This window comes from Gandjariella thermophila (assembly GCF_005405885.1).
In the GTDB taxonomy this organism is placed as follows: domain Bacteria; phylum Actinomycetota; class Actinomycetes; order Mycobacteriales; family Pseudonocardiaceae; genus Gandjariella; species Gandjariella thermophila.
Genome location: NZ_BJFL01000001.1, coordinates 248260 through 272187, shown reverse-complemented (window position 1 = coordinate 272187; position 23928 = coordinate 248260). Strand labels below are relative to the sequence as shown.

The 23928-nt window shown below is 73.0% G+C and carries 21 protein-coding genes; 13 read left to right on the top strand and 8 right to left on the bottom strand.

What is annotated here, in order from left to right:
- Window positions 1-17: 17 nt before the first annotated feature.
- Window positions 18-2774 (bottom strand): aconitate hydratase AcnA, encoded by a 2757-nt coding sequence (acnA, locus tag FFT21_RS01285; RefSeq protein WP_137811827.1) that lies wholly within the window; start codon window positions 2772-2774, stop codon window positions 18-20.
- 323 nt (window positions 2775-3097) lie between these two features.
- On the opposite strand from acnA, the gene FFT21_RS01280 reads away from it, so the two are divergent.
- The 6 genes from FFT21_RS01280 to FFT21_RS01255 all read left to right on the top strand — a co-directional run bounded on the left by FFT21_RS01280 (window position 3098) and on the right by FFT21_RS01255 (window position 9815).
- Entirely contained in the window at window positions 3098-3928 is an 831-nt protein-coding gene (locus FFT21_RS01280; RefSeq protein WP_192909327.1) for an SIR2 family NAD-dependent protein deacylase, read from the top strand.
- A gap of 55 nt (window positions 3929-3983) precedes the next feature.
- Window positions 3984-5522: an AMP-binding protein gene (locus tag FFT21_RS01275; RefSeq protein ID WP_137811826.1), complete on the top strand. Its 1539-nt coding sequence runs from the start codon at window positions 3984-3986 to the stop codon at window positions 5520-5522.
- A 197-nt stretch (window positions 5523-5719) separates the two neighbouring features.
- Window positions 5720-6997 carry an NlpC/P60 family protein gene (locus FFT21_RS01270; RefSeq protein WP_225978010.1) on the top strand — a complete coding sequence of 426 codons (1278 nt, stop codon included), beginning with the start codon at window positions 5720-5722 and terminating at the stop codon, window positions 6995-6997.
- A 51-nt stretch (window positions 6998-7048) separates the two neighbouring features.
- On the top strand, window positions 7049-7651 hold the full coding sequence (mobA, locus tag FFT21_RS01265) for a molybdenum cofactor guanylyltransferase (RefSeq protein WP_137811825.1): 603 nt from the start codon (window positions 7049-7051) through the stop codon (window positions 7649-7651).
- Window positions 7652-7779: 128 nt separating this feature from the next.
- Window positions 7780-8871: an AAA family ATPase gene (locus FFT21_RS01260; protein WP_137811824.1), complete on the top strand. Its 1092-nt coding sequence runs from the start codon at window positions 7780-7782 to the stop codon at window positions 8869-8871.
- Window positions 8872-8930: 59 nt separating this feature from the next.
- Window positions 8931-9815: a DUF58 domain-containing protein gene (locus FFT21_RS01255; protein WP_137811972.1), complete on the top strand. Its 885-nt coding sequence runs from the start codon at window positions 8931-8933 to the stop codon at window positions 9813-9815.
- Between the two features lie 34 nt (window positions 9816-9849).
- Here FFT21_RS01255 and FFT21_RS01250 read toward each other — a convergent pair whose 3' ends face one another.
- The 4 genes from FFT21_RS01250 to FFT21_RS01235 all read right to left on the bottom strand — a co-directional run bounded on the left by FFT21_RS01250 (window position 9850) and on the right by FFT21_RS01235 (window position 14504).
- Window positions 9850-10881, bottom strand: coding sequence for a TAXI family TRAP transporter solute-binding subunit (locus FFT21_RS01250; protein WP_137811823.1), 1032 nt, complete (start codon window positions 10879-10881; stop codon window positions 9850-9852).
- The gene (locus FFT21_RS01245) at window positions 10881-12299 is read right to left on the bottom strand and encodes a sensor histidine kinase (protein ID WP_137811822.1); all 1419 of its coding nucleotides are present in this window, start codon (window positions 12297-12299) and stop codon (window positions 10881-10883) included. Before FFT21_RS01245 ends, FFT21_RS01250 begins: the two co-directional genes overlap by 1 nt.
- 88 nt (window positions 12300-12387) lie before the next feature.
- Window positions 12388-13047 carry a response regulator transcription factor gene (locus tag FFT21_RS01240; protein ID WP_137811821.1) on the bottom strand — a complete coding sequence of 220 codons (660 nt, stop codon included), beginning with the start codon at window positions 13045-13047 and terminating at the stop codon, window positions 12388-12390.
- A gap of 134 nt (window positions 13048-13181) precedes the next feature.
- Window positions 13182-14504 carry an MFS transporter gene (locus tag FFT21_RS01235; RefSeq protein ID WP_137811820.1) on the bottom strand — a complete coding sequence of 441 codons (1323 nt, stop codon included), beginning with the start codon at window positions 14502-14504 and terminating at the stop codon, window positions 13182-13184.
- Window positions 14505-14745: 241 nt separating this feature from the next.
- Between FFT21_RS01235 and fabG the strand changes: the two genes are divergently transcribed.
- The gene (gene fabG / locus FFT21_RS01230; RefSeq protein WP_137811819.1) at window positions 14746-15450 is read left to right on the top strand and encodes a beta-ketoacyl-ACP reductase; all 705 of its coding nucleotides are present in this window, start codon (window positions 14746-14748) and stop codon (window positions 15448-15450) included.
- 38 nt (window positions 15451-15488) lie between these two features.
- The gene (gene fabI, locus FFT21_RS01225; RefSeq protein WP_137811818.1) at window positions 15489-16256 is read left to right on the top strand and encodes an enoyl-ACP reductase FabI; all 768 of its coding nucleotides are present in this window, start codon (window positions 15489-15491) and stop codon (window positions 16254-16256) included.
- A gap of 2 nt (window positions 16257-16258) precedes the next feature.
- Here the strand turns inward: fabI and FFT21_RS01220 are convergent, their stop codons facing one another.
- Complete coding sequence (locus tag FFT21_RS01220; protein WP_137811817.1) at window positions 16259-17782, bottom strand: PucR family transcriptional regulator; 1524 nt, start codon at window positions 17780-17782, stop codon at window positions 16259-16261.
- A 164-nt stretch (window positions 17783-17946) separates the two neighbouring features.
- Between FFT21_RS01220 and FFT21_RS01215 the strand changes: the two genes are divergently transcribed.
- From FFT21_RS01215 to FFT21_RS01205, 3 genes are read left to right on the top strand one after another with little or no spacing between them, the layout of a single operon-like run.
- Window positions 17947-19353, top strand: coding sequence for an amino acid permease (locus FFT21_RS01215; protein ID WP_137811816.1), 1407 nt, complete (start codon window positions 17947-17949; stop codon window positions 19351-19353).
- Entirely contained in the window at window positions 19350-20681 is a 1332-nt protein-coding gene (gabT, locus tag FFT21_RS01210) for a 4-aminobutyrate--2-oxoglutarate transaminase (protein ID WP_137811815.1), read from the top strand. Before FFT21_RS01215 ends, gabT begins: the two co-directional genes overlap by 4 nt.
- Window positions 20682-20730: 49 nt before the next feature.
- Window positions 20731-21774: a ferrochelatase gene (locus FFT21_RS01205; RefSeq protein WP_137811814.1), complete on the top strand. Its 1044-nt coding sequence runs from the start codon at window positions 20731-20733 to the stop codon at window positions 21772-21774.
- Between the two features lie 104 nt (window positions 21775-21878).
- Here FFT21_RS01205 and FFT21_RS01200 read toward each other — a convergent pair whose 3' ends face one another.
- Window positions 21879-22193: a hypothetical protein gene (locus FFT21_RS01200; RefSeq protein ID WP_137811813.1), complete on the bottom strand. Its 315-nt coding sequence runs from the start codon at window positions 22191-22193 to the stop codon at window positions 21879-21881.
- Window positions 22194-22267: 74 nt separating this feature from the next.
- Here FFT21_RS01200 and FFT21_RS01195 point away from each other — a divergent pair, with 74 nt between their 5' ends.
- On the top strand, window positions 22268-23146 hold the full coding sequence (locus tag FFT21_RS01195; RefSeq protein ID WP_137811812.1) for a DUF5753 domain-containing protein: 879 nt from the start codon (window positions 22268-22270) through the stop codon (window positions 23144-23146).
- A 52-nt stretch (window positions 23147-23198) separates the two neighbouring features.
- Complete coding sequence (locus FFT21_RS01190; protein WP_225978009.1) at window positions 23199-23378, top strand: DUF397 domain-containing protein; 180 nt, start codon at window positions 23199-23201, stop codon at window positions 23376-23378.
- A gap of 8 nt (window positions 23379-23386) precedes the next feature.
- Here FFT21_RS01190 and FFT21_RS01185 read toward each other — a convergent pair whose 3' ends face one another.
- Window positions 23387-23698: a hypothetical protein gene (locus FFT21_RS01185; RefSeq protein WP_225978008.1), complete on the bottom strand. Its 312-nt coding sequence runs from the start codon at window positions 23696-23698 to the stop codon at window positions 23387-23389.
- Between the last annotated feature and the right edge of the window lie 230 nt (window positions 23699-23928).

The window sequence follows — 23928 nt, the reverse complement described above, 5'->3', positions numbered from 1 at the left end:
GTTGCTCTCCCGGTTCGTCAGCCGCGGATCATCTTGCGCAGCACGTACTGCATGATGCCGCCGTTGCGGTAGTAGTCCGCCTCGCCCGGCGTGTCGATGCGTACCACGGCGTCGAACTCGACGGTCCCGCCGCCGTCCCTGCGGGCGACCACCTTCACGGTGCGCGGGATCTCGCCACCGCCCAGCGCGGTGACCCCGGTGATGTCGAAGGTCTCCGTGCCGTCCAGTCCCAGCGACGCCGCGCTCTGGCCCTCGGGGAACTGCAGCGGCAGCACGCCCATACCGATCAGGTTGGACCGGTGGATCCGCTCGAAGGACTCGGCGATCACCGCACGCACCCCCAGCAGCCGGGTGCCCTTGGCCGCCCAGTCCCGGGAGGAGCCGGAGCCGTACTCCTTGCCGGCCAGCACCACCAGCGGCACGCCGGCGTCGGCGTAGGCCATCGCCGCGTCGTAGATCGTGGTCTGCTCGCCACCGGCGAGGAAGTTGCGGGTGAAGCCGCCCTCCACGCCCGGCACCAACTGGTTGCGCAGCCGGATGTTGGCGAACGTGCCGCGGATCATCACCTCGTGGTTGCCCCGGCGAGAGCCGTAGGAGTTGAAGTCCTTGCGCTCCACGCCGTGCTCGCGCAGGTACTTCCCGGCCGGCGAGTCCGCCTTGATCGCACCCGCCGGGGAGATGTGGTCGGTGGTCACCGAATCACCCAGCAGCGCCAGCACCCGCGCCCCGGAGATGTCCGTGACCGGCTCCGGCTCCAGCTTCATGCCGTCGAAGTACGGCGCCTTGCGCACGTACGTGGAGTTCGGGTCCCACTCGAAGGTGTTGCCGGTCGGGGTGGGCAGCGAGCGCCACCGCTCGTCCCCGGCGAACACGTCGGAGTAGTCCGAGGTGAACATCTCCGAGGAGATCGCCGAGGAGATCACGTCCTGGATCTCCTGCGGGGTCGGCCAGATGTCGGACAGCCGGACCGGGTTGCCGTCGGGGTCGGTGCCCAGCGGCTCCGAGGTGAGGTCCAGGTCCATCGTGCCGGCCAGCGCGTACGCCACCACCAGCGGCGGGCTGGCCAGGTAGTTCATCTTCACGTCCGGGTTGATCCGGCCCTCGAAGTTGCGGTTGCCGGACAGCACGGAGACCACGGCGAGGTCGTTGTCCTGCACCGCCTTCGAGATCTCCTCGGGCAGCGGGCCGGAGTTGCCGATGCAGGTGGTGCAGCCGTAGCCGACCAGGTGGAAGCCCAGCTTCTCCAGGTAGGGCAGCAGGCCGGCGCGCTGGTAGTAGTCCATGACCACCTTGGACCCGGGGGCCAGCGTGGTCTTCACCCACGGCTTGCGCTGCAGGCCCTTCTCCACCGCCTTCTTGGCCAGCAGCGCCGCGCCGATCATCACCGAGGGGTTGGACGTGTTGGTGCAGGAGGTGATCGCGGCGATGGCCACGTGCCCGTGGTCGAGCGTGGTCTGGGTGCCGTCGGCCAGGGTGACCGGCACGGTCTTGTGCGGCCGCGCGCCGTTGGGCCGGGCGTTGTGCGCGGGCGCGTCGCTGGCCGGGAAGCTCTCCTCGCCCTCCTCGTCCACTCCGTCCTCGCCCGGCACGTAGTCCCGGATGACGTTGCGGAAGCTCTGCTTGGCGTCGGCCAGCGCGATCCGGTCCTGCGGGCGCTTCGGGCCGGCGATGGACGGCACCACGGTCGCCAGGTCCAGCTCCAGGGTTTCCGAGTACACCGGCTCGCGGGCCGGGTCGTGCCACAGGCCCTGCTCCTTGGCGTACGCCTCGACCAGCGCCACCTGCTCCGCGGAGCGGCCGGTGAACTTCAGGTACTCCACGGTCTCCGCGTCGACCGGGAAGATCGCGCAGGTCGAGCCGAACTCGGGGCTCATGTTGCCGATGGTGGCCCGGTTGGCCAGCGGCACCGACCCCACACCCGAGCCGTAGAACTCGACGAACTTGCCGACCACGCCGTGCTTGCGCAGCATCTCGGTGATGGTCAGCACCAGGTCGGTGGCGGTCGCCCCGGCGGGCAGCTCGCCGTGCAGCTTGAACCCGACCACCCGCGGGATGAGCATGGACACCGGCTGGCCGAGCATGGCGGCCTCGGCCTCGATGCCGCCGACGCCCCAGCCCAGCACGCCCAGGCCGTTGACCATGGTGGTGTGGCTGTCCGTGCCGACCAGGGTGTCCGGGTAGGCCTGCCCGTTCCGGGTCATCACCACGCGGGCCAGGTGCTCGATGTTCACCTGGTGCACGATGCCGGTACCCGGGGGCACGACCTTGAACTCGTCGAACGCGGTCTGCCCCCAGCGCAGGAACTGGTAGCGCTCCTTGTTCCGCTCGTACTCCAGGTCGACGTTGCGCTCGAAGGCGTCCGGCCGGCCGAAGACGTCCGCGATCACCGAGTGGTCGATGACCAGTTCGGCCGGGGCCAGCGGGTTGACCTTGGCCGGGTCCCCGCCCAGTTCCGCCACCGCCTCGCGCATGGTCGCCAGGTCGACGACGCAGGGAACCCCGGTGAAGTCCTGCATGATCACCCGGCCCGGGGTGAACTGGATCTCCGTGGCCGGCGCCGCGGTCGGGTCCCAGCCGGCCAGCGCGCGAACGTGGTCGGCGGTGATGTTCACCCCGTCCTCGGTGCGCAGCAGGTTCTCCAGCAGGATCTTCAGGCTGTACGGCAGGCGCTCCGCGCCCTCGACCGCACTCAGCCGGAACACCTCGTACGAGTTGTCTCCGACCGAGAGCGTGCCCCGGGCGCCGAAGCTGTCCTTGCTCGTCGGTGCAGTCACGTCCAACTCCATCTCGCGACAGCGCAAGTCAGTCCGGAACAGGGTCGAGTCTCGCGCACCCCGTTCGGGTAGGTGGGTCGACCCCTTTCGGGTTAACAGTACGCTTGTCCTGTAATTCGGTTCAAGGGAGGTGTCCGCCTACCGGGAACCGTCGAACCGGCGCCGTGGCCCGCGCCCGTGCCGCCCTCGCCGGCGCCGGCCGGGCGCCGTGCCGCAGGGAGAGTGTGGGTGCTCGCCGAACACGCCGCGGAACCCGCCGCGGGGAAGGTGCTTTGTCGGCGGCGGGGGTCGCCTGGCGGTGATTCGCGTGGCAGCGTAGGGGAATGGCACGAGGTGGTGCAGTGGAGTTGGACCGGGCGGCGGAACTGGTCGGGGCGGCGCGCCGGATCACCGTGCTGACCGGGGCCGGGATATCCACCGACTCTGGCATCCCCGACTTCCGCGGGCCGAACGGGATCTGGACCCGCGAGCCGGCGGCGGCACAGCAGTTCACGCTGGACGCTTACCTGAACGACCCGGAGGTGCGGCGGGACGCCTGGCGGCGCAGGGCGGCACACCCGGTGTGGCGGGCCGAGCCCAACGAGGCGCACCGCGCCCTGGTCGACCTGGAACGCTCCGGCCGGCTGCGGGCGCTGCTCACGCAGAACATCGACCGGCTGCACCAGCGCGCCGGGTCTGACCCGGACCTGGTGATCGAGCTGCACGGCAACATGTACGGCACGGTGTGCGCGGACTGCGGGTCGCCCGGGTCGATGCGGGACGCGCTGGAGCGGGTCGCGGCCGGCGAGGAAGACCCCGAATGCCCGGTGTGCGGCGGAGTTCTCCGCTCCACCACCGTCTCGTTCGGACAGCCGCTGGACGACGAGGTGCTGCGCAGGGCGCGCACCGCGACGCTGGACTGCGAGCTGTTCCTCGCCGCGGGCACCTCGCTGTCGGTGTACCCGGCCGCCGGGCTGGTCGGCCTGGCCGCGCGCGCCGGCGCTCAGGTGGTCATCTGCAACGCCGAACCGACACCATACGACGACATGGCCGCCGAGGTGGTCCGCGGCGCACTGGTCGAGGTGCTACCGGCGCTGGTCCGCGCGCCCGCCCGGGAGCAGCCACCGGACCGTGCCCCGCTGCACACCTGGGGTGACCCCGCGACGTGGACCTGATCGCCCAGCACTAGCTTCCCCGCCAACCACCAAGCCGTTTTCGGAGGTGACCGGCATGCGCGTACCACTCACCGTTGCCGACTTCCTGCACCGTGCCGAGACCGTGTTCGCGGACCGCACGGCCGTCATCGACGAGCCCGACCAGCCAGCCCAACCGGTGCCCACCACCACCTACCGCGAACTCGGCCGGCGGGTGCGCGCCTGGCAGGCCGGGTTCGACGCGCTCGGCGTCGGAGAGGGCGAGCGGGTCGCGGTGATCAGCCACAACTCGACCCGGCTGCTCGAACTGCTCTACGCCGCGCCGGCCAGCGGCCGGGTATGCGTGCCGATCAACTTCCGGCTCAAGCCGGACGAGGTCTCCTACATCGTCGGGCACAGCGGCGCCTCGGTGGTGCTGGTCGACCCGGAACTGGACGAGCCGCTGCGCGAGGTGGGCGCCAAGCACCGGTTCGTGCTCGGCGAGCAGACCGAGAACGACCTGATGCGTTTTGACGTGGAGCCACGGCCCTGGTCGGAGCCGGACGAGGACGCCACCGCCACGATCAACTACACCTCGGGCACCACCGCCCGGCCCAAGGGCGTGCAGATGACCCACCGCAACATCTGGGTGAACGCGGTGACCTTCGCGATGCACACCCGCGTCTGGGAACGCGACGTCTACCTGCACACGCTGCCGATGTTCCACTGCAACGGCTGGGGCATGCCGTACGGTCTGGCCGGGCTCGGCGTGCCACAGGTGGTGCTGCGCAAGGTGGACGGCGCGGAGATCCTGCGCCGGGTGGACGCGCACGGCGTGACGCTGATGTGCGGCGCGCCCGCGGTGTGGAACGCGGTGGTCGACGCGGCGGCCAACCTGGACGGCGCGGTACCCGGCCGGGACCAGGTGCGCGTGGTGTGCGCGGGCGCTCCGCCGCCCACCCGCACCATCGCCAGGGTCGAGGAGGAACTCGGCTGGGAGTTCCAGCAGATCTACGGGCTCACCGAGACCGCGCCGCTGCTCACCTTCAACCGCACCCGGCCGGAGGACGTCGACCTGCCCGCCGAGGAACGCGCCCGCAAGCTCTCCCGCGCCGGCAGCCCCGCGCTCGGGGTCCGGTTGGACGTCTCCGACTCGGGGGAGGTGCTGGCCCGGGCGAACGTCGTGCTGGCCGGCTACTGGAACAACCCGGAGGCCACCGAGGAGGTGCTGGAGGGCGGCTGGTTCCACACCGGGGACGGCGGCTGGATCGACGACGAGGGCTACCTCAACATCACCGACCGGAAGAAGGACGTGATTATCACAGGCGGGGAGAACGTGTCCTCGATCGAGGTGGAGGACTGTGTGTTCAGCCATCCCGCGGTGGGCGAGGTCGCGGTGATCGGCGTGCCCGACGAGAAGTGGGGCGAGACGATCAAGGCGCTGGTGGTCAAGGCGGAGGGCGCGGAGGTCACCGAGCAGGAGATCATCGCGCACTGCAAGCAGCGGCTGGCCGGGTACAAGGCGCCCACCTCGGTGGAGTTCCGCGACTCCATCCCGCGCACCGCCACCGGCAAGATCCAGAAGTTCAAGCTGCGCGAACCGTACTGGGCCGGCCACGAGCGCAAGGTCCACTGACCCCGTCGATGCGCCGCGGCGGCGGGCGGCGGCCCGCCGCCGCGGCGTGTGACCCGAGCGGCTGACCGCGCGCGGCCACGAGTGGCGGCATCCGCACCCCGCTGGCACGCTTCGCACCGTATCCGACTGACTCCGTTCGGTGGCTATCGCTGGGCCGAACGGCGCAGTCGTCGGTGTGTCCCGGTGGGAGGTGGACCGTGTCGGCGCGACGATGCCTGGCTCGGTGCCTGACGGTGGGAGTGGCCGCGATGGCCATGGTGCTCGGCGCGGCCGGAACCGCCCCGGCGGCACCACCACCCCCGCACAACCCCAGCGATGCGCAGCTCGACGCCAGCCGAGCCGAGGCACGGGCCGCGGCCGCGCGGGTCGGTGACCTGACCAGCCAGCTCGCCGAGGCCGACGCCGCGCTCGCGGACACCGACGACCGGGCCGAGGCGGCCAGGGAGAACGCCAACAAGGCCCTGGTCGACCAGTACGCCGCGGAGCAGGCCGCCGGGCGGGCCGCCGAGGCGGAGGCCGCGGCCCGGGCGGACGCGGACGCCGCCGGCCGGGCGATCGACCGGGCCCGCGGCCGGGTGGACGAGTTCATCGCCGGCAGCTACCGGCAGGGCAGCACCATCGGCTCGATCACCGCGTACCTCGGCGCGCGTGGCCCGGAGGACCTGCTGGCCCGGGAACAGCTACTGGGCGCGGTCGGCGCCGACGCGCTCGACGGCATGGACGCGTTGCGCCGCGCCCAGGTGGACAAGGCCAACAAGGACTCCGCGGCCCGCCAGGCGGCCCAGCAGGCGCGCACCGCCGCGGAGGCCGCGGAACGCGCCGCGCGGGACGCGGCCGCCGCCCGGGACGCCGCGGTACAGGCCCAGCTCGCCGCCCGCGCCCGCGCCGCCGGGCTGGCCGCCCGCCGCGCCGAGCTGGCCCGCCGGCTGGACGACGCGCAGGCCAGGGTCGCCGGCCTGCAGGCGCAGCGCCGGCAGTACCAGCAGTGGGTGGCGGCCCGCCGCGCCGAGCGGGCCGCGCTGCGCCGGCTGCCGGCGCTGCCCGTGCCGACGGAGGGGGCGGTGCGCGTCGTGATCGACCGCGCCCTCTCCCAGCTCGGCGTGCCCTACGCCTGGGGCGGTGGCAATGCCAACGGCCCCACCCTGGGCATCCACGACGGTGGGGTGGCCGACTCCTTCGGCGACTTCGCCAAGGTCGGTTTCGACTGCTCCGGGCTGATGGTCTACGCGTTCGCCGGCGTCGGAATCATGCTGCCGCACTACAGCGGGTACCAGTACGCGGCGGGTCCGCACGTGCCGCTGGCCGACGCCGAGCCCGGCGACATGCTGTTCTGGGGCGGCGACGCGGGCATCCACCACGTCGCCCTCTACCTCGGGGACGGCAAGATGGTGGAGGCGCCGGAGTCCGGTTCCGTGGTCCGGGTGACCTCGGTCCGCTACCGCGGCATCATGCCGTTCGTCACCCGCCTGCTGTAGCGGGCCCGGCCGGCGCCCACGATCGAGCACGACCACGGGATGGGGTGGGCGATGCCGGAGCGGTGGGCGGCCGTGGTGCTCGCCGGCGGGCGGTCCAGCCGGCTCGGCGGCGGGGACAAGACCCGGCTGCGTGTGGGCGGCCGCGCCCTGCTGGACCACGCCCTGGCCGCGGTGGCCGGCGCCGATCCGGTAGTGGCGGTCGGCCCGAGGCAACCGGTCGACGGCGTCGAGCCGCGCTGGACCCGGGAGGATCCCCCCGGCGGTGGGCCGGTGGCCGCACTCGCCGCCGGTCTGGCCGCCGTGCCGGGGGCATGCCCGTCGGTCGTGCTGCTGGCCGCCGACCAGCCGGGGGTGACCGCGGCGACCGTGTGGCGGCTGCGTGCGGCCCTGGCCGACGCGCCGGACGCGGCCGGGGCGCTGCTGGTGGACGCCTCCAGCCGCCGGCAGTGGCTGACCGGCGTGTGGCGGGCGGCCGCGTTGCGGGCGGCCCTGCGGGCCGACCCGGCCGGGGCGGCGCTGCGCGCTGTGCTCGGCCCGCTGCCCGGCGTCGAGGTGCCCGCCCGACCGGACGAGACCGAGGACGTGGACACCCCGGACGACCTGGCCGCGGCCCGTGCCCGACACGAGCACGCCCGGCAGGGTTCGGCCGGCTGAGCTTCACAGGGGTTACACCCGGGGCGAGGTTCGCTGGGGCCACGGGGCCCGTGTGCCCTTGATCGTCCAAGAGCACCGCGCCGCCCGCCGCACCGGCGGCGGCCGCGGCCGTCGGAGGAGGTTCGCCAGTGACCGAGCCCGGGCACGCCGAGGCCTCGGCGAGCAGCACGGGAAACACCGCGGCGCCCACCACGCCCGCTCACGACGCCCAGCTTCTGGAGCGCACCGTGTTCGAGGTCAAACGGGTGATCGTGGGCCAGGACCGGCTGGTCGAACGCATGCTGGTGGGCCTGCTCGCCAAGGGCCACCTGCTGCTGGAGGGCGTGCCCGGCGTGGCCAAGACCCTCGCGGTGGAGACCTTCGCCCGGGTGGTCGGCGGCTCGTTCTCGCGGGTGCAGTTCACCCCGGACCTGGTGCCCGCGGACATTCTCGGCACCCGCATCTACCGGCAGGGCAGCGAGACCTTCGACGTCGAACTGGGCCCGGTGGTGGCCAACTTCGTGCTCGCCGACGAGATCAACCGCGCCCCGGCCAAGGTGCAGTCGGCCATGCTGGAGGTGATGGCCGAGCGGCACGTGTCCATCGGCGGCCAGACCTTCGCGATGCCCAGCCCGTTCCTCGTGCTCGCCACCCAGAACCCGATCGAGAACGAGGGCGTCTACCCGCTGCCCGAGGCGCAGCGCGACCGCTTCCTCTTCAAGATCATCGTGGAGTACCCGACCGCCGAGGAGGAGCGGGAGATCATCTACCGGATGGGCGTGCAGCCGCCGGAACCGCAGCAGGTGCTCACCCCGGAGGAGCTGACCCGGCTACAGGGCGTCGCCTCCCGGGTGTTCGTGCACCACGCCCTGGTGGACTACGTGGTCCGGCTGGTGCTGGCCACCCGCTCGCCCGCCGACCACGGGCTGTCCGACGTATCGAGCTGGGTCGCCTACGGCGCCTCGCCCCGCGCCAGCCTCGGCGTGGTCGCCTCGGCGCGGGCGCTGGCCCTGGTCCGCGGCCGGGACTACGTGCTGCCGCAGGACGTGGTCGACGTGGTGCCGGACGTGCTGCGGCACCGGATCGTGCTGTCCTATGACGCGCTCGCCGACGGCGTGCCGGTGGACCACATCATCACCCGGGTGCTGCAGACCGTGCCGCTGCCGCAGGTGTCCGCCCGGCCGTCGATGGGCGGCCACCCGGTCGGCGCGCCGGCGCCCGCGGGGGCGACCGGCCAGTGACTCCGGACGGCGCGCCGCAGCGCCCGTCCTGGGCGCCGCCGACGCTGCGCGGGCCGCGGATGGCGGCCGCGCTGCGCACCCTGGAACTGGAGGTGCGCCGCCGGCTGGACGGCCTGCTGCAAGGCAACCACCTCGGCCTGGTTCCCGGCCCCGGCTCGGAACCCGGCGAGGCCCGCACCTACCAGCCCGGCGACGACGTGCGCCGGATGGACTGGGCGGTCACCGCGCGCACCACGGTGCCACACATCCGGGAGACGGTGGCCGACCGCGAGCTGGAGACGTGGGTGGTCGCCGACCTGTCGCCCAGCCTGGACTTCGGCACCGCCGCCTGCGAGAAGCGGGACCTCGCGGTGGCCGCCGTCGCCGCCGTCGCCCACCTCACCCGCGGCGGCGGCAACCGGATCGGTGCCCTGGTCTCCACCGGTGAGCGTGTGGTGCGTATCCCCGCCCGGGGCGGGCTGGCACACGCCCGCGGCCTGATCCGCCGGATCGCCGAAACCCCGCGCGCTCCCGAGGGCACCCGGGGCGACCTGGGCGCCGCCCTGGAGCAGTTGCGCCGGCCCCCGCGGCGCCGCGGGCTGGCCGTGGTGGTCTCCGACTTCCTCGGCCCGATGGACTGGCAGCGCCCGCTGCGCGCGCTGTCCGCCCGGCACGACCTGCTCGCCGTCGAGGTGCTCGACCCGCGCGACGTGGATCTGCCCGAAGTGGGCACGCTGATACTCGCCGACCCGGAGACCGGGCGGCAACGCGAGGTGCACGCCTCCCCGCTGCTGCGCCGGGAGTTCGCCGCGGCCGCCGCCGAGCACCGCGCCCAGGTGGCCACCGCGCTGCGCCGCACCGGCAGCGCCCACCTGACGCTGCGCACCGACTCGGACTGGATCGCCGACATGGTGCGGTTCGTGGTGGCTCGCAAGCGGCGCTGGTCCGGCGGCGGCGTCGCCTGAACGAGTGGTTGTCGACCGACCGATCTCATGTCGGTCAGCCGTGCAGCTCCCGGTAGGCGGCGGCCGCGCCCGGATGCAGCGGGATGTCTCCGGTGCCGATCAGCGTCCGCGCGTCCAGGAACTGGGTGCCCAGGGCCTGCTGCGGGACCAGCCGCCCCGCGTCCCGGACCAGCACCCGGACCACCGCGGCGGCGAGGTCGTCGGCCAGCTCGGGCCGGCAGAGCAGCAGGTTCGCCACGCCGACCGTGGGCAGCTCACGCACCAGCCGGTACGCCCCGGACGGCACCGGCACCTGCTCGTAGACCCGGCCGTACCGGGCACGCAGCTCGGGCAGCACGGTGTTCAGCGGCAGCAGGTGGATGCCGACCCGCTCGTCCAGCTCGGCCAGCGCCGGCGTGGGCACACCGCCGGACCACAGCAGCGCGTCGATCCGCCCGGCGACCAACCCGCCGACCGCGTCGGCCAGCGGGAGGTGGACCACGCTCAGGTCCACCCCGGGACGCAGACCCAGCACGGCGACCATCCGGTCACCGCACACCGCCGCACCCGACCCGGCCGCGCCCAGCGCGGCGGTGTGCCCGGCGAGGTCCGCCACGGTGCGCAGCTGCCCGTCCGCGCGCACCACGAGCTGAAGGTAGTTCTCGTACACCCGGCCCAGCGCGCGCAGCCGTGTCGGAGCACCGAACGGCGCCTGACCGTGGAAGGCGGCGACCGCGCTGTCCGCCAGCACCAGCGCCAGATCGGCGCGGCCGTCGCGGAGCATGGCGATGTTGTCCTGGCTGCCCTCGGTGGCCGCGGCCTGCGCGTGCAGCCGCGGCTCGGCCACGGACACCGCCGTGGCCAACTGCTCGGCGAAGGCCAGGTAGAAGCCGCCCGGTTCACCGGCCGCCACCATCAGCGGGCGATCGGGACCGCGGTAGCTGCCGGCCGCGCAGCCGGCCGCGGTTCCGAACGCGGAGGCGGTGGCCCCGGCCAGCGCGGCGCGCAGCACGGCACGCCGGGTGGCACCCGTTGCCCGCGTTCCCGTGGCCGCCCAGGCGCGCCGCGCCGATCGCGGTGTTCGCATCAGCCAGCCACCTCCGGGTTCGTGACCAGCGGTAGACCGACCCGCACGACCAGCCCGTGCGGGTCGACGCTGGCCACCGACAGGGTGCCGCCGCGGGCGGTGACCAGTTGCTCGGCGATGGCCAGGCCGAGGCCGGTGCCGCGGGCGCCACGGTGCCGGCCCGACCGCCAGAACCGCCGGGTGGCCAGCGGCAGCTCCTCGGCGGGCAAGCCCGGTCCGTCGTCGGTGACCGAGATGGTGGCCCGGCCCTCCGCGGCCGCGCACCGGACGAGCACGCCGGTGCCGCCCTCGGCGTACTTGACCGCGTTGTCCAGCAGCACGTCGAGGACCTGCGCCAGCTCCGCGTCCGGGCAGCCGACCGGCACCGCGTCCGGGTCCGCCGGCGGCCCGTCGATCCGCAACCCGGCCCGCTCGGCGGCCGCCCGCCACGCGTCCACCCGCTCCCGGACCACGGCGCGGGCGTCGCAGCGCGGTGCCGCACCGGGCTCGCCGCCCGCGGCCAGCGCGGTCGCCGTGGTCTCCGCGGAGGCCAGCGCCAGCAGGCCGTCCAGCAGCGACTCCAGGCGTTCCACCTCGGCCACCGTGGACGCGTAGGCGTCCCGACCGGCCGGGTCGATCCGGCCGGCCAGCGTGTCCACCCGCAGCCGCAGCGCGGCCATCGGGTTGCGCAGCTGGTGGGAGGCGTCGGCCACGAGGCGCCGCTGCTGGTCCGCGGCCGCCGCGACCGCGTCCGACATGCGGTTGAACGAGCTGGCCAGCACGCGCAGCTCGCGGGGACCGCCGCGGCCGGTGACGTGCGTGCCGCGCTGGCCGGCGGCCACCGCGTGCACCGCACGGCCCAGCTCGGCCAGCGGGCGCAGCACCCACCTCGCCAGCGCCACCGCCAGACCCGCGAACACGGCGGCCGCGACGACCGCGCCGGCCAGCACCTCGGCCCAGCCGCGCGCCACGTCCGCGGCGGCCGCCCGCACCGAGGCGCGCAGCACCACCGCGCCGTCCACCCGGGTCCCGGTGCCCGCCGGCCGGGCGAGCAGCACGTCGCCGGTCGACCACGGGCGCACCGCGGAGATCGGCCGAGCGGGCTGGTTGCGCAGCGCCCCGTCCACCAGCGGGGCCAGCGCGGGATCGTCGGCGCGCATCCCGCCGGACTCCACCACCGGATGGCGGCGGGCGTCCACCACGACCACCGGCTCGCCGTACAGCTCGGCGTACCGGGTCACCTCGTCCCGGAGCTGGCCGGCGTCCCCGCTGGTGGCGGCCTGCTGGGCGAGCACGGCGAACCGGTCCAGGTCCGCGGTGCGGGAGATGACCAGCTGCTGGGTGCGCTTTTCGGCGGTCACCATGAGCAGCGGCCAGACGAACCCGGCCACCGCCGCGGTGGCGAACCCCAGCAGCACCAGGAGCAGGCGAGTCCGCACGGCACGCCCTCAGCGCCCGCCCCCGCGCGGGGCTTCGTTGCGGCCGGTCGCTCGGCCCGTCACCGGGGATGCGTCCATGGCCGGGCGGTCAGTCGCCGAGCCGGTAGCCGAAGCCGCGGATGGTCGTCACCACGCCCGGTCGGCCGAGCTTGCCGCGGAGCTGGGCCATGTGCACGTCGAGCGATCGGGACACGGCCAGGTAGGCGTCGCCCCACACCTCGTCGAGCAACTGCTGGCGACTCACCGCGGTCCCCGACCGGCGGGCCAGCGCGGCGAGCACGTCGAACTCCTTGGTGGTGAGCACGACCTCCCGGCCATCCACGGTGACCCGCCGGGCGGCCAGGTCGATCTCCACCCCGGACACCCGGACCACGTTCGGCGGCGGCGCTGCGTGACCGGCCGCGCGCCGGCTCACCGCCTCCAGGCGGGCCAGCAACTCGGCCAGCCGCACCGGCTTGACCAGGTAGTCGTCGGCGCCCAGGCGCAGTCCCCGCACCACGGACCGCTCGTCGCCGCGCGCGGTGAGCACCAACACCGGCACCGCGGCCACCCGGCGCAGCTTGCGCAGCGCGTCCAACCCGTCGATGTCCGGCAGGCCCAGGTCGAGCAGCACCGCGTCCACCTCGTGATGCCGGGTGAACAGGTCGGTGCCGCGCCGGGCCCGCACCGAGGCGTGGCCGTACGCCCGCAGACCCTCGACCACGGCCCCGGCGACCCCGTCGTCGTCCTCGACCACCAGCACACGCACGGCACTCACTCCTCCGCACCCGGCTCCGGACCGCGCGTCGCTCCCGCCGGCCGCGGCGGGCACCGACCGTCTCACCGACGCCGCCGCGGCACGTTCCCGCGCTGGTCAACGCGTGGTCGTCCGGTTCCGGGCAGTCAGTCCACCGTAGTGGTGTCCTCGGCCAGCGGAGAACCCTTCGAGGTTTCCCGCATGGCCACGTAGACGAGCAGCGAGACGAGGATGCAGCCGGTCACGTACCAGAAGAACAAGGACTCGTGGCCGGCCTGCTTCAGCCACAGCGCCACGTACTCGGCGGTGCCGCCAAAGAGGGCCACGGTGATCGCGTACGGCAGGCCGACGCCGAGCGCGCGGATCCGGGTGGGGAACAGCTCGGCCTTCACCACCGCGTTGATCGAGGTGTAGCCGGTGACCACGACCAGCGCGGCGAGCATGAGTCCGAACGCGACGAACGCGTCCCGGGTGGCGCCCAGCGCGGTCAGCAGCGGAACCGTGACCACCGCGCCGACGATGCCGAAGCCGAGCAGCAGCGGTCGCCGACCGATCCGGTCGGACACCGCGCCCGCCAGCGGTTGCAGCAGCACGAACACCAGCAACGCGAAGAAGTTGATCCAGGCCGCGGTGTTCTTGCCGATCCCACTGGTATTGATCATGTATTTCTGCAGGTACGTGGTGTAGGTGTAGAACGCCACCGTGCCGCCCAGGGTCAACCCGACGACCAGCAGGCACTCCCGGGGGTGTCGCAGCAGCGCACGCAGGGTGCCGCGGGACGAAGCGTGCTGCCGGCGCGCCGCCTCCCTCTCGAAGCTCTCCGACTCGTCCATGGTGGCCCGCAGGTACATCACCACGAGCGCGAACAGCGCACCCAGCGCGAACGCGACCCGCCACCCCCAGTCGGCCAGCTCCGCCGGGGCCAGGGTGTGCTGCAGCACGATCTGCACCGCGAGGGCGAGCAGTTGACCCGAGGTCAGGGTGACGTACTGGAAGCTGGAGTAGTACCCGCGGCGGGTCGGGGACGCCGCCTCGGACAGGTAGGTCGCCGACGTCGAGTACTCGCCACCCACCGAGATGCCCTGCAGCAGCCGCGCGGCCACCAGCAGCAGCGGAGCCGCGACACCGATGGTGCGGTACGACGGGGTCATCGTGATCACCATCGAGCCGGCCGCCATCAACGTCACCGACAGCGTCAGCGCGGCCCGGCGGCCATGCCGGTCCGCGTACCGACCGAGCAGCCACCCGCCCAGCGGGCGCATGAAGAAACCGACCGCGAAGACCCCGGCCGTGTTCAGCAACTGCGCGGTCTGGCTCCCGCTCGGGAAGAACACGTGCGCGAAGTACACGGCGAACGCCGTGTAGGCGTACCAGTCGTACCACTCGATGAGATTGCCGACGGATCCGCGGAGAATGTTGCCGACGACGCGTTGTCGCCCCGCCGTCGTCACGGCTTGCTGCACCGCCATACCGACCTCCCTTGGTGGTGTTCATCACCGTGCGCAGCGGCCGGGGTCGGGACAAGGCGGCGGGCGCGTTCCTTACCGTCGCTTAGGACGGCGGCAACACCCCGACAACGCGGCGGTTCCAGCACCGAGGAAGATGTGCACGCGGCGGTGTGGCGTGCGGCGATGCGGTGCTTGGGTACCGGCCGGTAGCGGATAGCCTCGCGCTCGATCGACGTGCTGAACAGTCACGAGGGAGCAGCGAGTGGGACGGTCCGTTCTGGTCACCGGAGGCAACCGGGGGATTGGCCTGGCCATCGCCAGGGCGTTCGCCGCGCAGGACGACAAGGTCGCGGTGACCCACCGCGGCTCCGGCGCGCCGGCGGGCCTGCTCGGCGTGAAGTGCGACGTCACCGACGCCGAGCAGGTGGACACGGCGTTCAAGGAGGTCGAGGCCGCGCACGGGCCGGTCGAGGTGCTGGTGTCCAACGCCGGGATCACCGACGACACCCTGCTGATGCGGATGAAGGAGGACCAGTTCACCCGGGTCCTCGACGCGAACCTCTCCGGCGCGTACCGGGTCGCCTACCGCGCCGCTCGTGGCATGCTTCGGCAACGCTGGGGCCGCATGATCTTCATCTCCTCGGTGGTCGGGCTCTCCGGGTCGGCCGGCCAGGTCAACTACGCGGCGAGCAAGGCGGGCCTGGTCGGGCTGGCCCGGTCGATCGCCCGGGAACTGGGCTCGCGCAAGATCACTGCGAACGTGGTCGCCCCCGGCTTCGTGGCCACCGACATGACCGAGTCGCTGCCCGAGGAACGCAAGCAGGACATCCTTCGCCAGGTGCCGCTGGAGCGGTATGCCGAACCGGAGGAGATCGCCGGCGTGGTCGCCTTCCTGGCCTCGGACGCCGCCGCCTACATCACCGGCGCCGTGGTCCCGGTCGACGGTGGCCTCGGCATGGGCCACTGAACCAGACCGCCACCGTCCACTTCGGAGGGAACAGAACAGTGACCGGACTGCTGCAGGGCAAGCGGCTGCTCGTGACCGGTGTGATCACCGACAGGTCGATCGCCTTCCACGTCGCCAGGACCGCGCAGGAGCAGGGCGCGAAGCTGGTGCTCACCGGGTTCGGCCGGCTGTCGCTGGTGGAGCGGATCGCGCAGCGGCTGCCCGAACCAGCCCCGGTGGTGGAACTGGACGTCACCAACAACGACCACCTCGCCTCGCTGGCCGACCGGGTCCGCGAGCACGTTGACGGGCTGGACGGTGTGCTGCACTCGATCGGCTTCGCGCCGCCGTCCTGCCTGGGCGAGGACTTCCTGGACGCACCGTGGGAGGACGTGGCCACCGCAGTGCACGTCTCGGCCTACTCGCTGAAGTCGCTGGCCACCGCATGCCTGCCGCTGATGGGCAGCGGCGGATCGATCGTGGGCTTGGACTTCGACGCGCGGATCGCCTGGCCCGCCTACAACTGGATGGGCGTGGCCAAGGCCGCGCTGGAGTCCACCTCCCGCTACCTTGCCCGCGAGTTGGGTCCGCAGGGCATCCGGGTCAACCTGGTCGCCGCGGGACCGGTGCGCACCATGGCCGCCAGGTCCATCCCCGGGTTCGCCGAGCTGGAAAGCCAGTGGGGCAAGAAGGCGCCGTTGGGCTGGGACGTGGACGACGCCACCCCGGTAGCCAGGTCGTGCTGCGCGCTGCTGTCCGACTGGTTCCCCGCCACCACCGGCTCCATGGTCTGGGTCGACGGCGGCGTGCACGCCCTGGGCATGTAACGCTACGGCGGCTCGCCGGCGCCCAGCAGGCGCAGCGCGAACCACAGCTCGGCGCGCACGTCGGCCGAGCCGAGGTCGCGGTCGAGCAGGGCCGCCGCCCGGGTGATCCGGTTGCGCAGCGTGTGCCGGTGCACGCCCAGCGCGGCGGCGGCCGGGTCCCACTGGCCGTGGTGGGCCAGCCAGGCCCGCAGCGAGTCGACCAGCTCGCCCCGGCCGGACCCGTCGTGCCGCAGCAGCGGGTCGAGCAGCGCCGCGGCGAACGCCCGGCCGGCCGTCTCGTCCACCAGGGGCAGCACCCCGCCCGCCGCGATCTCCGCGAAACCCAGCGCGGCGCGCCCGCACCGGTGGGCCGCGGCCAGCGCCTGCCCGGCCTGCCGGTGCGCGCGGGCCAGTTCGGTCAGCGCCGCGGGTTCCGCGCAGCCGACCCGGAGACCGCGCACCTGCTCCGGCAGCTCGGCCAGCCACGGCCGCAGCGCGCCCTCGGCGGCGACCAGCACCACCAGCGGTGCGTCGGCGTCCAGCGGGGCGTGGAACACTGGCTCCCCCGCCCGCGCCGCGTGGGTGTCCAGCGCGTCCGCCGCGTCCGCCAGCGCCTCCCTCGTCCCGGCCACGTGCGCTACCACCAGCGGCTCCGCCGGTAGCTCGCCGGCCGCGGTGGCGCGGGCGGCGGCCACCTCCCCGGCCAGCGCCAGCCGCAGCACGCCGCGCCGCAGCTCGCGGTGCGCCGCGTCGAGTGCCCGGGACCGCTCGGCCGCGACGGTCAGCAGGGACACCGCGGTGTTCAGCACGTGCCGGTCGGTGGGGGACAGCCGATCCGGCCGGCCGACCGCGAGGAACCCGCGCACCCGGCCCTCGGCGCCCAGCGACTGCAGCACCACCTCGTCGCCGGCCACCGCGAACGACGCGCTCGCCGGGGCGCGGTGGCCGCGCAGCCGGGCGATCTCCGCGCGCAGCCCGCCCACCCGGTCCACCCCGTCGCGCGGCTCGGCGCACCGGACGCCGCCCGCCGCGTCCAGCAGCACCGCCCACACCCGCAGCGCGGCGGCCAGCCGGTGCACCACCGCCGCGGGCGCGTCCGGCCGCAACGCCGCCGCGGTCAGCGACTGCTGGGCCCGGTAGGCGGCGGTCACCGCGGCGAACTCCTCGCTGGCCACCGCCCTGGCCACCGCCTTGCTGATGGCGATAAACGGGGTCCGCTTGGGCACCTCGACGACCGGCAGGCCGTGCTCCTCGGCGGCTGCCAGCAACCCGGCCGGCACCACCGGCGCGGGCAGCCCGGTGCCGTAGCCGAGGGCGCTCACCCCGGCCGCGCACAGCCGCCGCACGTACTCCGCCTGCCCGGCCGGGTCGTCACCGGGGCCGATGCCGGTGGTCAGCAGCAGCTCCCCGCCCTCCAGGAACGGGGTCGGGTCGGCCAGCTCGCTGACGTGCACCCAGTGGACCCGGCGGCGCAACGCCCCGGCCGCCGCGCAGACCCGCAGGTCAAGCCCTGGTGTGTCGACCAGCGTCGCCAGCGTCGGTCCCATCACGACACCTCGGTGTAGCAGGAATCGGGTTTGCCAGATCGGCGAGACACCGATGCCGAGTTGGCCAGAAAGGCTACTTGGCGACGTGAGCTGCGGCACCCACTCTTTGCGGAAACCACGGCGCCGCGACGACCCGCACCCACGCTGGAACTCAGGAGACGACCATGAGCAGGCACACCGACAGCGCCCCACGGTTGGCCAGCACCCTCGGCAAGCGCCACCTCAGCATGATCGCCATCGCCGGCGTGATCGGCGCCGGCCTGTTCGTCGGCAGCGGCGCGGCGATCGGCCAGGCCGGTCCGGGCGTGCTGATCTCCTACGCGGTCGCCGGCGCGCTGGTCGTGCTGGTGATGCGCATGCTCGGCGAGATGGCCGCGGCCAACCCGGACACCGGCTCGTTCTCCGCCTACGCCGAGCGCGCCATCGGCCGCTGGGCCGGGTTCACCATCGGCTGGCTGTACTGGTGGTTCTGGGTCGTGGTGATCGGCGTCGAGGCCACCGCCGGCGCGGCGATCGCGCACCGCTGGCTACCCGTGGTGCCGCAGTGGACGTGGGCGCTGGTGCTGATGGTCATCCTCACCGCGACCAACCTGTTCTCCGTCCGCTCCTACGGCGAGTTCGAGTTCTGGTTCGCCTCCATCAAGGTCGCCGCGATCACCGTGTTCCTCATCGTCGGCGTGGTCGCGGTGCTCGGCCTGCTGCCCGGCTTCACCGCCCCCGGTGCCGCCAACCTCACCGGCCACGGCGGTTTCCTGCCGAACGGCGCCGGACCGGTGCTGCAGGCCATGCTCGTCGTGGTGTTCTCCTTCTTCGGTGCGGAGATCGCCACCGTCGCGGCCGGCGAGTCCGCCGACCCGGTGCACGCCGTGCGCGCCGCGGTCCGCTCCGTGGTGTGGCGCATCCTGGTCTTCTACCTCGGCTCGATCGCCGTGGTGGTGACCCTGCTGCCGTGGAACGACGCGAGCGTGGCGAAGAGCCCGTACGTGGCCGTGCTCGACCACATCGGCCTGCCCGCGGCGGCCACCGTGATGGACGCCATCGTGCTCACCTCGGTGCTGTCCTGCCTCAACTCCGGCCTGTACACCGCATCCCGGATGCTGTTCTCGCTGGCCACCCGGGGCGACGCGCCGTCGGCCTGGCGACGGCTGTCCGGTCGGGGCGTGCCCACCGTGCCGGTGCTCGCCTCCACCGTGGTCGGCTTCGTCACGGTGATCTTCAACTATGTCTCGCCGGACGGGGTGTTCCTGTTCCTGGTCAACTCCTCCGGCGCGGTGGCCCTGTTCGTCTGGCTGGTCATCGCCGTCTCCCAGCTCCGCATGCGCCGCGAGCTGGAACGGGCCACGCCGGATCGGCTGACCCTGCGGATGTGGGCCTACCCGTACCTGACGTGGCTTTCCATCGTGGCCATGGCGGGACTGCTGGTCGGCATGCTCTTCGACGGCGACAGCCGCCCCCAGCTGCTGCTCAGCGTGCTGGTCGCGGTGATCGTGCTGGCCGTGGCGATGATCAGGCAACGGGCGAGCGGCGCCGCCCTGGTCACCGCCGACACGAGCGCGAAGGAGTCCGCGTGACCACCGTTGGCACCGCCCGTCGACTGGTGACCGAGCTGCCCGGGCCGCGGTCGAAGGAACTGCACGCCCGCCGGGACCGTGCCGTCGCCCGCGGGGTGAGCAGTGTGCTGCCCGCCTACGTCGACCACGCCGCAGACGGCCTGCTGCACGACGTCGACGGCAACACCCTGATCGACCTCGGCTCCGGTATCGCGGTGACCAACGTCGGCGCCGCCGCGCCCGCCGTCACCGGCGCGGTGCGCGAGCAGGCCGGCCGGTTCACCCACAGCTGCTTCATGGTCAGCCCGTACGAGCCGTACGTGGCGGTGTGCGAGGAGTTGGCCGCGCTGACGCCCGGCGACTACGAGAAGCGCTCCGCGCTGTTCAACTCGGGCGCGGAGGCGGTGGAGAACGCCGTCAAGATCGCCCGGCACGCCACCGGCCGCACCGCCGTCGTCGCCTTCGACCACGCCTACCACGGCCGCAGCAACCTGACCATGGCGCTGACCGCGAAGAACATGCCGTACAAGCAGGGCTTCGGACCGTTCGCCCCAGAGGTGTACCGGGCGCCGATGTCCTACCCGTTCCGCGACCCGGCCGGGCTGACCGGCGGGCAGGCCGCCCGCCGCGCGCTGGATCACGTCGAGGCGCAGGTCGGCGCGGGCAACGTGGCCGCGGTGCTGGTCGAGCCCATCCAGGGCGAGGGCGGGTTCGTCGTCCCGGCCCCCGGGTTCCTGCCCGAACTGGCCCGCTGGTGCGCCGAGCACGGCGCGCTGCTGGTCGCCGACGAGGTGCAGACCGGGTTCTGCCGCACCGGCTCCTGGTTCGCCTGCGAGCACGAGGGCGTGGCGCCGGACCTGGTGGCCACCGCCAAGGGCATCGCCGGTGGCCTGCCGCTGTCCGCGGTCACCGGCCGCGCGGAGATCATGGACGCGGTGCACCCGGGCGGTCTCGGCGGCACCTACGGCGGCAACCCGATTGCCTGCGCCGCCGCCCTGGCCAGCATCGGGATCATGCGCGAGCGCGACCTGGCCGGCGCGGCCCGGCGGATCGAGCGGCTGGTCCGGCCCCGGCTGACCGGCCTGCTGGAGCGCCACCCGCAGGTCGGCGACGTACGCGGGCGCGGAGCCATGCTGGCCGTCGAACTGGTCCGGCCGGGCACCACCGAGCCCGACGCCGAGCTGACCCGCCGCATCGCCGCGGCCTGCCACGCCCGCGGCGTGCTCGTGCTCACCGCCGGCACCTACGGCAACGTGCTCCGCTTCCTGCCGCCGCTGGTGATCTCGGAACCCGTGCTCGCCGAGGGGTTCGACGTGGTGGAGGAGGCGTTCGCCGAGGGCTGCGCATGACCACGGACCCGGGTCGCTCCGCCGCGCGGGCGCGGGCGAGGATGAGCCGGTGACCGTTGACGCGTTGCTGCTGCTGTCCTTCGGCGGCCCGGAGGGGCCGCAGGACGTCCGGCCCTTCCTGGAGAACGTCACCCGGGGGAGGGGAGTGCCGCCGCAGCGGCTGGATGAGGTGGCCGAGCACTACCTGCACTTCGGCGGGGTGTCCCCGATCAACCGGCTCAACCGGGACCTGATCGCGGCGATCCGCCGGGAACTGGGCGCGGCCGGCATGGCGGATCTCCCGGTGTACTTCGGAAACCGCAACTGGCACCCCATGATCGAGGACACCGTCGGGGAGATGGCCGAGGCCGGCGTCCGCCGCGCCCTGGTGTTCCCGACCAGCGCCTACGGCGGGTACTCGGCCTGCCGGCAGTACGACGAGGACATCGCCCGGGCCAGGACCGCGGTCGGAGAGACCGCGCCGGAACTGGTGAAGCTGCGCCAGTTCTTCGACCACCCGCTGTTCGTCGAGGCCAACGCGGACGCGGTGCGCACGGCGCTCGCCGGGCTGGACGGCCCGGCGCGGCTGGTGTTCACCGCGCACTCGGTGCCGGTGTCCGCGGACAACGCCTCGGGGCCGCCGGAGGAGGGCGGCAACCGGTACTCCCGGCAGATCGCCGAGGCGGCCCGGCTGGTCGCCGAGGCCGTCGGCGTGCCCGACCACGACGTGGTGTGGCAGTCCCGGTCCGGCCCGCCGCACATCCCGTGGCTGGAGCCGGACATCGTGGACCACCTGGACGCGCTGCACGCCGCCGGGGTGTCGCGGGTCGTGGTCAGCCCGGTCGGGTTCGTCTCCGACCACCTCGAGGTGGTGTGGGACCTGGACACCGAGGCGCGGGAGCACGCCGAGAAGCTGGGCATGGGTTTCGCCCGCGCCGCCACCCCCGGCCCGGACCCGAGGTTCGCGCGGATGGTGGTGGAACTGGTCCGGGAACATGTTGACGGGCTGGCACCGCGCAAGCTGTCCGAGTTCCCCGCCGCCGGTTGCACCGCCAACGGCGAACCCTGCGCCCCCGGCTGCTGCGAACCGGCCCGCCGCCCAGTGCGGCCCTGACCAGGCCCTGACCGCGCGTAACCCGTCCCTTTACCTCGCATTCAGCGGGCTCAATGGCGTTTCGTGGTGCGCCCGAATGCCCGTCGAGCCCGCTGAATGCGGATTCACGGCTTGGTGCGTTCCGCGTCGGAGCGGTGCGTTCGCCACGGCAGCTCGATGGAGCACACCACGTGACGCCGGGCGTCGCGGGGTGTCCGCCACACGATGACGACCCACACACCGGGCGCCGCGCTGACCCGACCGAGGAAACCCTCCGCACACGATCGGGTGTAAACGGTTAGCCACTGTTCCCGGGTCATTCCGGTCCGGCGCAGGCACCAGCCGTGGTCCTGCACGATCTCGGTGTACTCCAGAACCCGCTCGCCACGAGGCAGTTTGCGGTGGTAGTCGATGTGATGCCAGTAGTCCCAACGTGACATGTGCCGCAGCGTCAGCGGGTAAGGACCGCGCTGATCGTCGCGGAAGTGTAAGGTACACATTCCGGCCTTACCGGGTGATCATTCTCCTCACCGACACGGGGAGGATGCCGGTGACCGAATCCAGGCCCACCTTCAAGCGCCGCCAGCTCGCCCGGCTGCTGCGCCGGCTCCGCGAGCAGGCGCGACTGTCCATTGAGGAGGCCGCGCCGCTGCTGCACTTCTCCACCGCCAAGCTCAGCCGCATCGAGCGCGCGGTCAACGGCGTGGACGTGCACGCGGTTAAGTCCATGTTGGACCTCTACGGCGTCCCCGGCGACCAGTGGCCGGAGATCATCGACATGGCCGTCCGCGCCCGCGAACGCGGATGGCGGCACGCCTACGGCCTCAACGACAAGGGCTACGTCAGTATGGAGGCCGAGGCGAGTGCGGTATACGAGTACCAGCTCGGGTACGTGCCGGGGCTTTTGCAGACCGAGGAATACGCAAGAGCTGTTATCGCTTCGTATCGGCTGCAACGCCGGTCTCGGCAGGACGTCGACAACCAGATAGCCGTGCGGATGCGCCGCCAGGCGCGACTCCGCGACAACCCGCCGCTGGAGTTACAAGCCCTGATCGACGAAAGCGTCCTTCACCGTCCCATAGGCGGAACGACCCTGATGCGAACGCAACTGGCTCACCTGGTGGAGATGTCCGAGCTGAGCAATGTCACCCTCCGGGTGCTGGCGTCCTCGACGAGCCCGCACGAGGGCTTGGAGGGCAGTTTCATCGTCCTGCGATTCGCAGACCCCAAGGACCCCGATGTCGTGTTCATCGACCACCCGGCGGGCGGCTTACACTTGGAGAAGGAGGCGCAGGTCACCGCATGTATGCTGACCTTTGATCACCTGTGTTCTCGGGCGCTCGGTCCGGCGGAGTCGGTCGCGTTGCTGAGGCAGGTCATCCGTGAGCTGTGAGCCCGGACTGAAGAGGCGGTGCGATGTCCACTGCGGACTGGTCTGGACCTCGGTGGCGCAAGAGAGCCACAGCGGCGGGGGCAACAACACGAGCTGCGTCGAGGTGGCCTTCGCTGGACCGGCGGCCGCCGTCCGCGACTCGAAGAACCCGGAGGGGCCGGCGCTGGTCTTCCCGGTCGGTGCCTGGCACGGGCTGATCGCCGCCGCCAGGGCCGGACAACTGGAACGGTAGGCAGGGCGTCAGCGGCCGAAGACGAGTTCGTCCGCCTGTCGGAGACCGGCCTCCAACGCGTCCCGGTCGGGCTTCGGCACGTCTTCGCGCAGCGCGGGACCGGCCGCCTTCGCCAGCACCATGAGCCGCTTCGCCAGGCCGCGTGCCTGGGTCAGCCGGACATGATCGGCGGACAGGACCGCCCGCGAGTCCGCGATCATCCTGCGGTAGCGGTGGTTGAGGTCGGCGTGCCGGTCGACCACGTCGAGCGCCAACGCCAGGCGCCGCAGCTCCGCCGTCGGCACCTGCACGTGGTACGGGTCCTCCGCCTTGGCCGCCACGGTGCCGAGCGTACGCGCCGCGCCCCGATCGCCCCCCAGGGCGCCCCCTCGAACACGCCGGAATGGGGATCCCGGTCAATTTCTTGACGAGTTCAAAAACGCACGCCGACCGAAAAGGAAGACGCGATTCCGCGCGTCCGGGACTATGGTCCCGGGGCCGCGGCTGACCTTCGGCCCTACAGGCATCCTCCGCCCCCGAGAAACGTCGAACACGTGGGGAGGAGGGGATG

Coding starts and splice junctions, on each gene's coding strand:
- FFT21_RS01280 (WP_192909327.1), top strand. CDS start 3,098: ATGGCACGAGGTGGTGCAGTGGAGTTGGACCGGGCGGCGGAACTGGTC.
- FFT21_RS01275 (WP_137811826.1), top strand. CDS start 3,984: ATGCGCGTACCACTCACCGTTGCCGACTTCCTGCACCGTGCCGAGACC.
- mobA (WP_137811825.1), top strand. CDS start 7,049: ATGCCGGAGCGGTGGGCGGCCGTGGTGCTCGCCGGCGGGCGGTCCAGC.
- FFT21_RS01255 (WP_137811972.1), top strand. CDS start 8,931: ATGGCGGCCGCGCTGCGCACCCTGGAACTGGAGGTGCGCCGCCGGCTG.
- FFT21_RS01250 (WP_137811823.1), bottom strand. CDS start 10,881: ATGCGAACACCGCGATCGGCGCGGCGCGCCTGGGCGGCCACGGGAACG.
- FFT21_RS01235 (WP_137811820.1), bottom strand. CDS start 14,504: ATGGCGGTGCAGCAAGCCGTGACGACGGCGGGGCGACAACGCGTCGTC.
- FFT21_RS01220 (WP_137811817.1), bottom strand. CDS start 17,782: ATGGGACCGACGCTGGCGACGCTGGTCGACACACCAGGGCTTGACCTG.
- FFT21_RS01215 (WP_137811816.1), top strand. CDS start 17,947: ATGAGCAGGCACACCGACAGCGCCCCACGGTTGGCCAGCACCCTCGGC.
- FFT21_RS01200 (WP_137811813.1), bottom strand. CDS start 22,193: ATGTCACGTTGGGACTACTGGCATCACATCGACTACCACCGCAAACTG.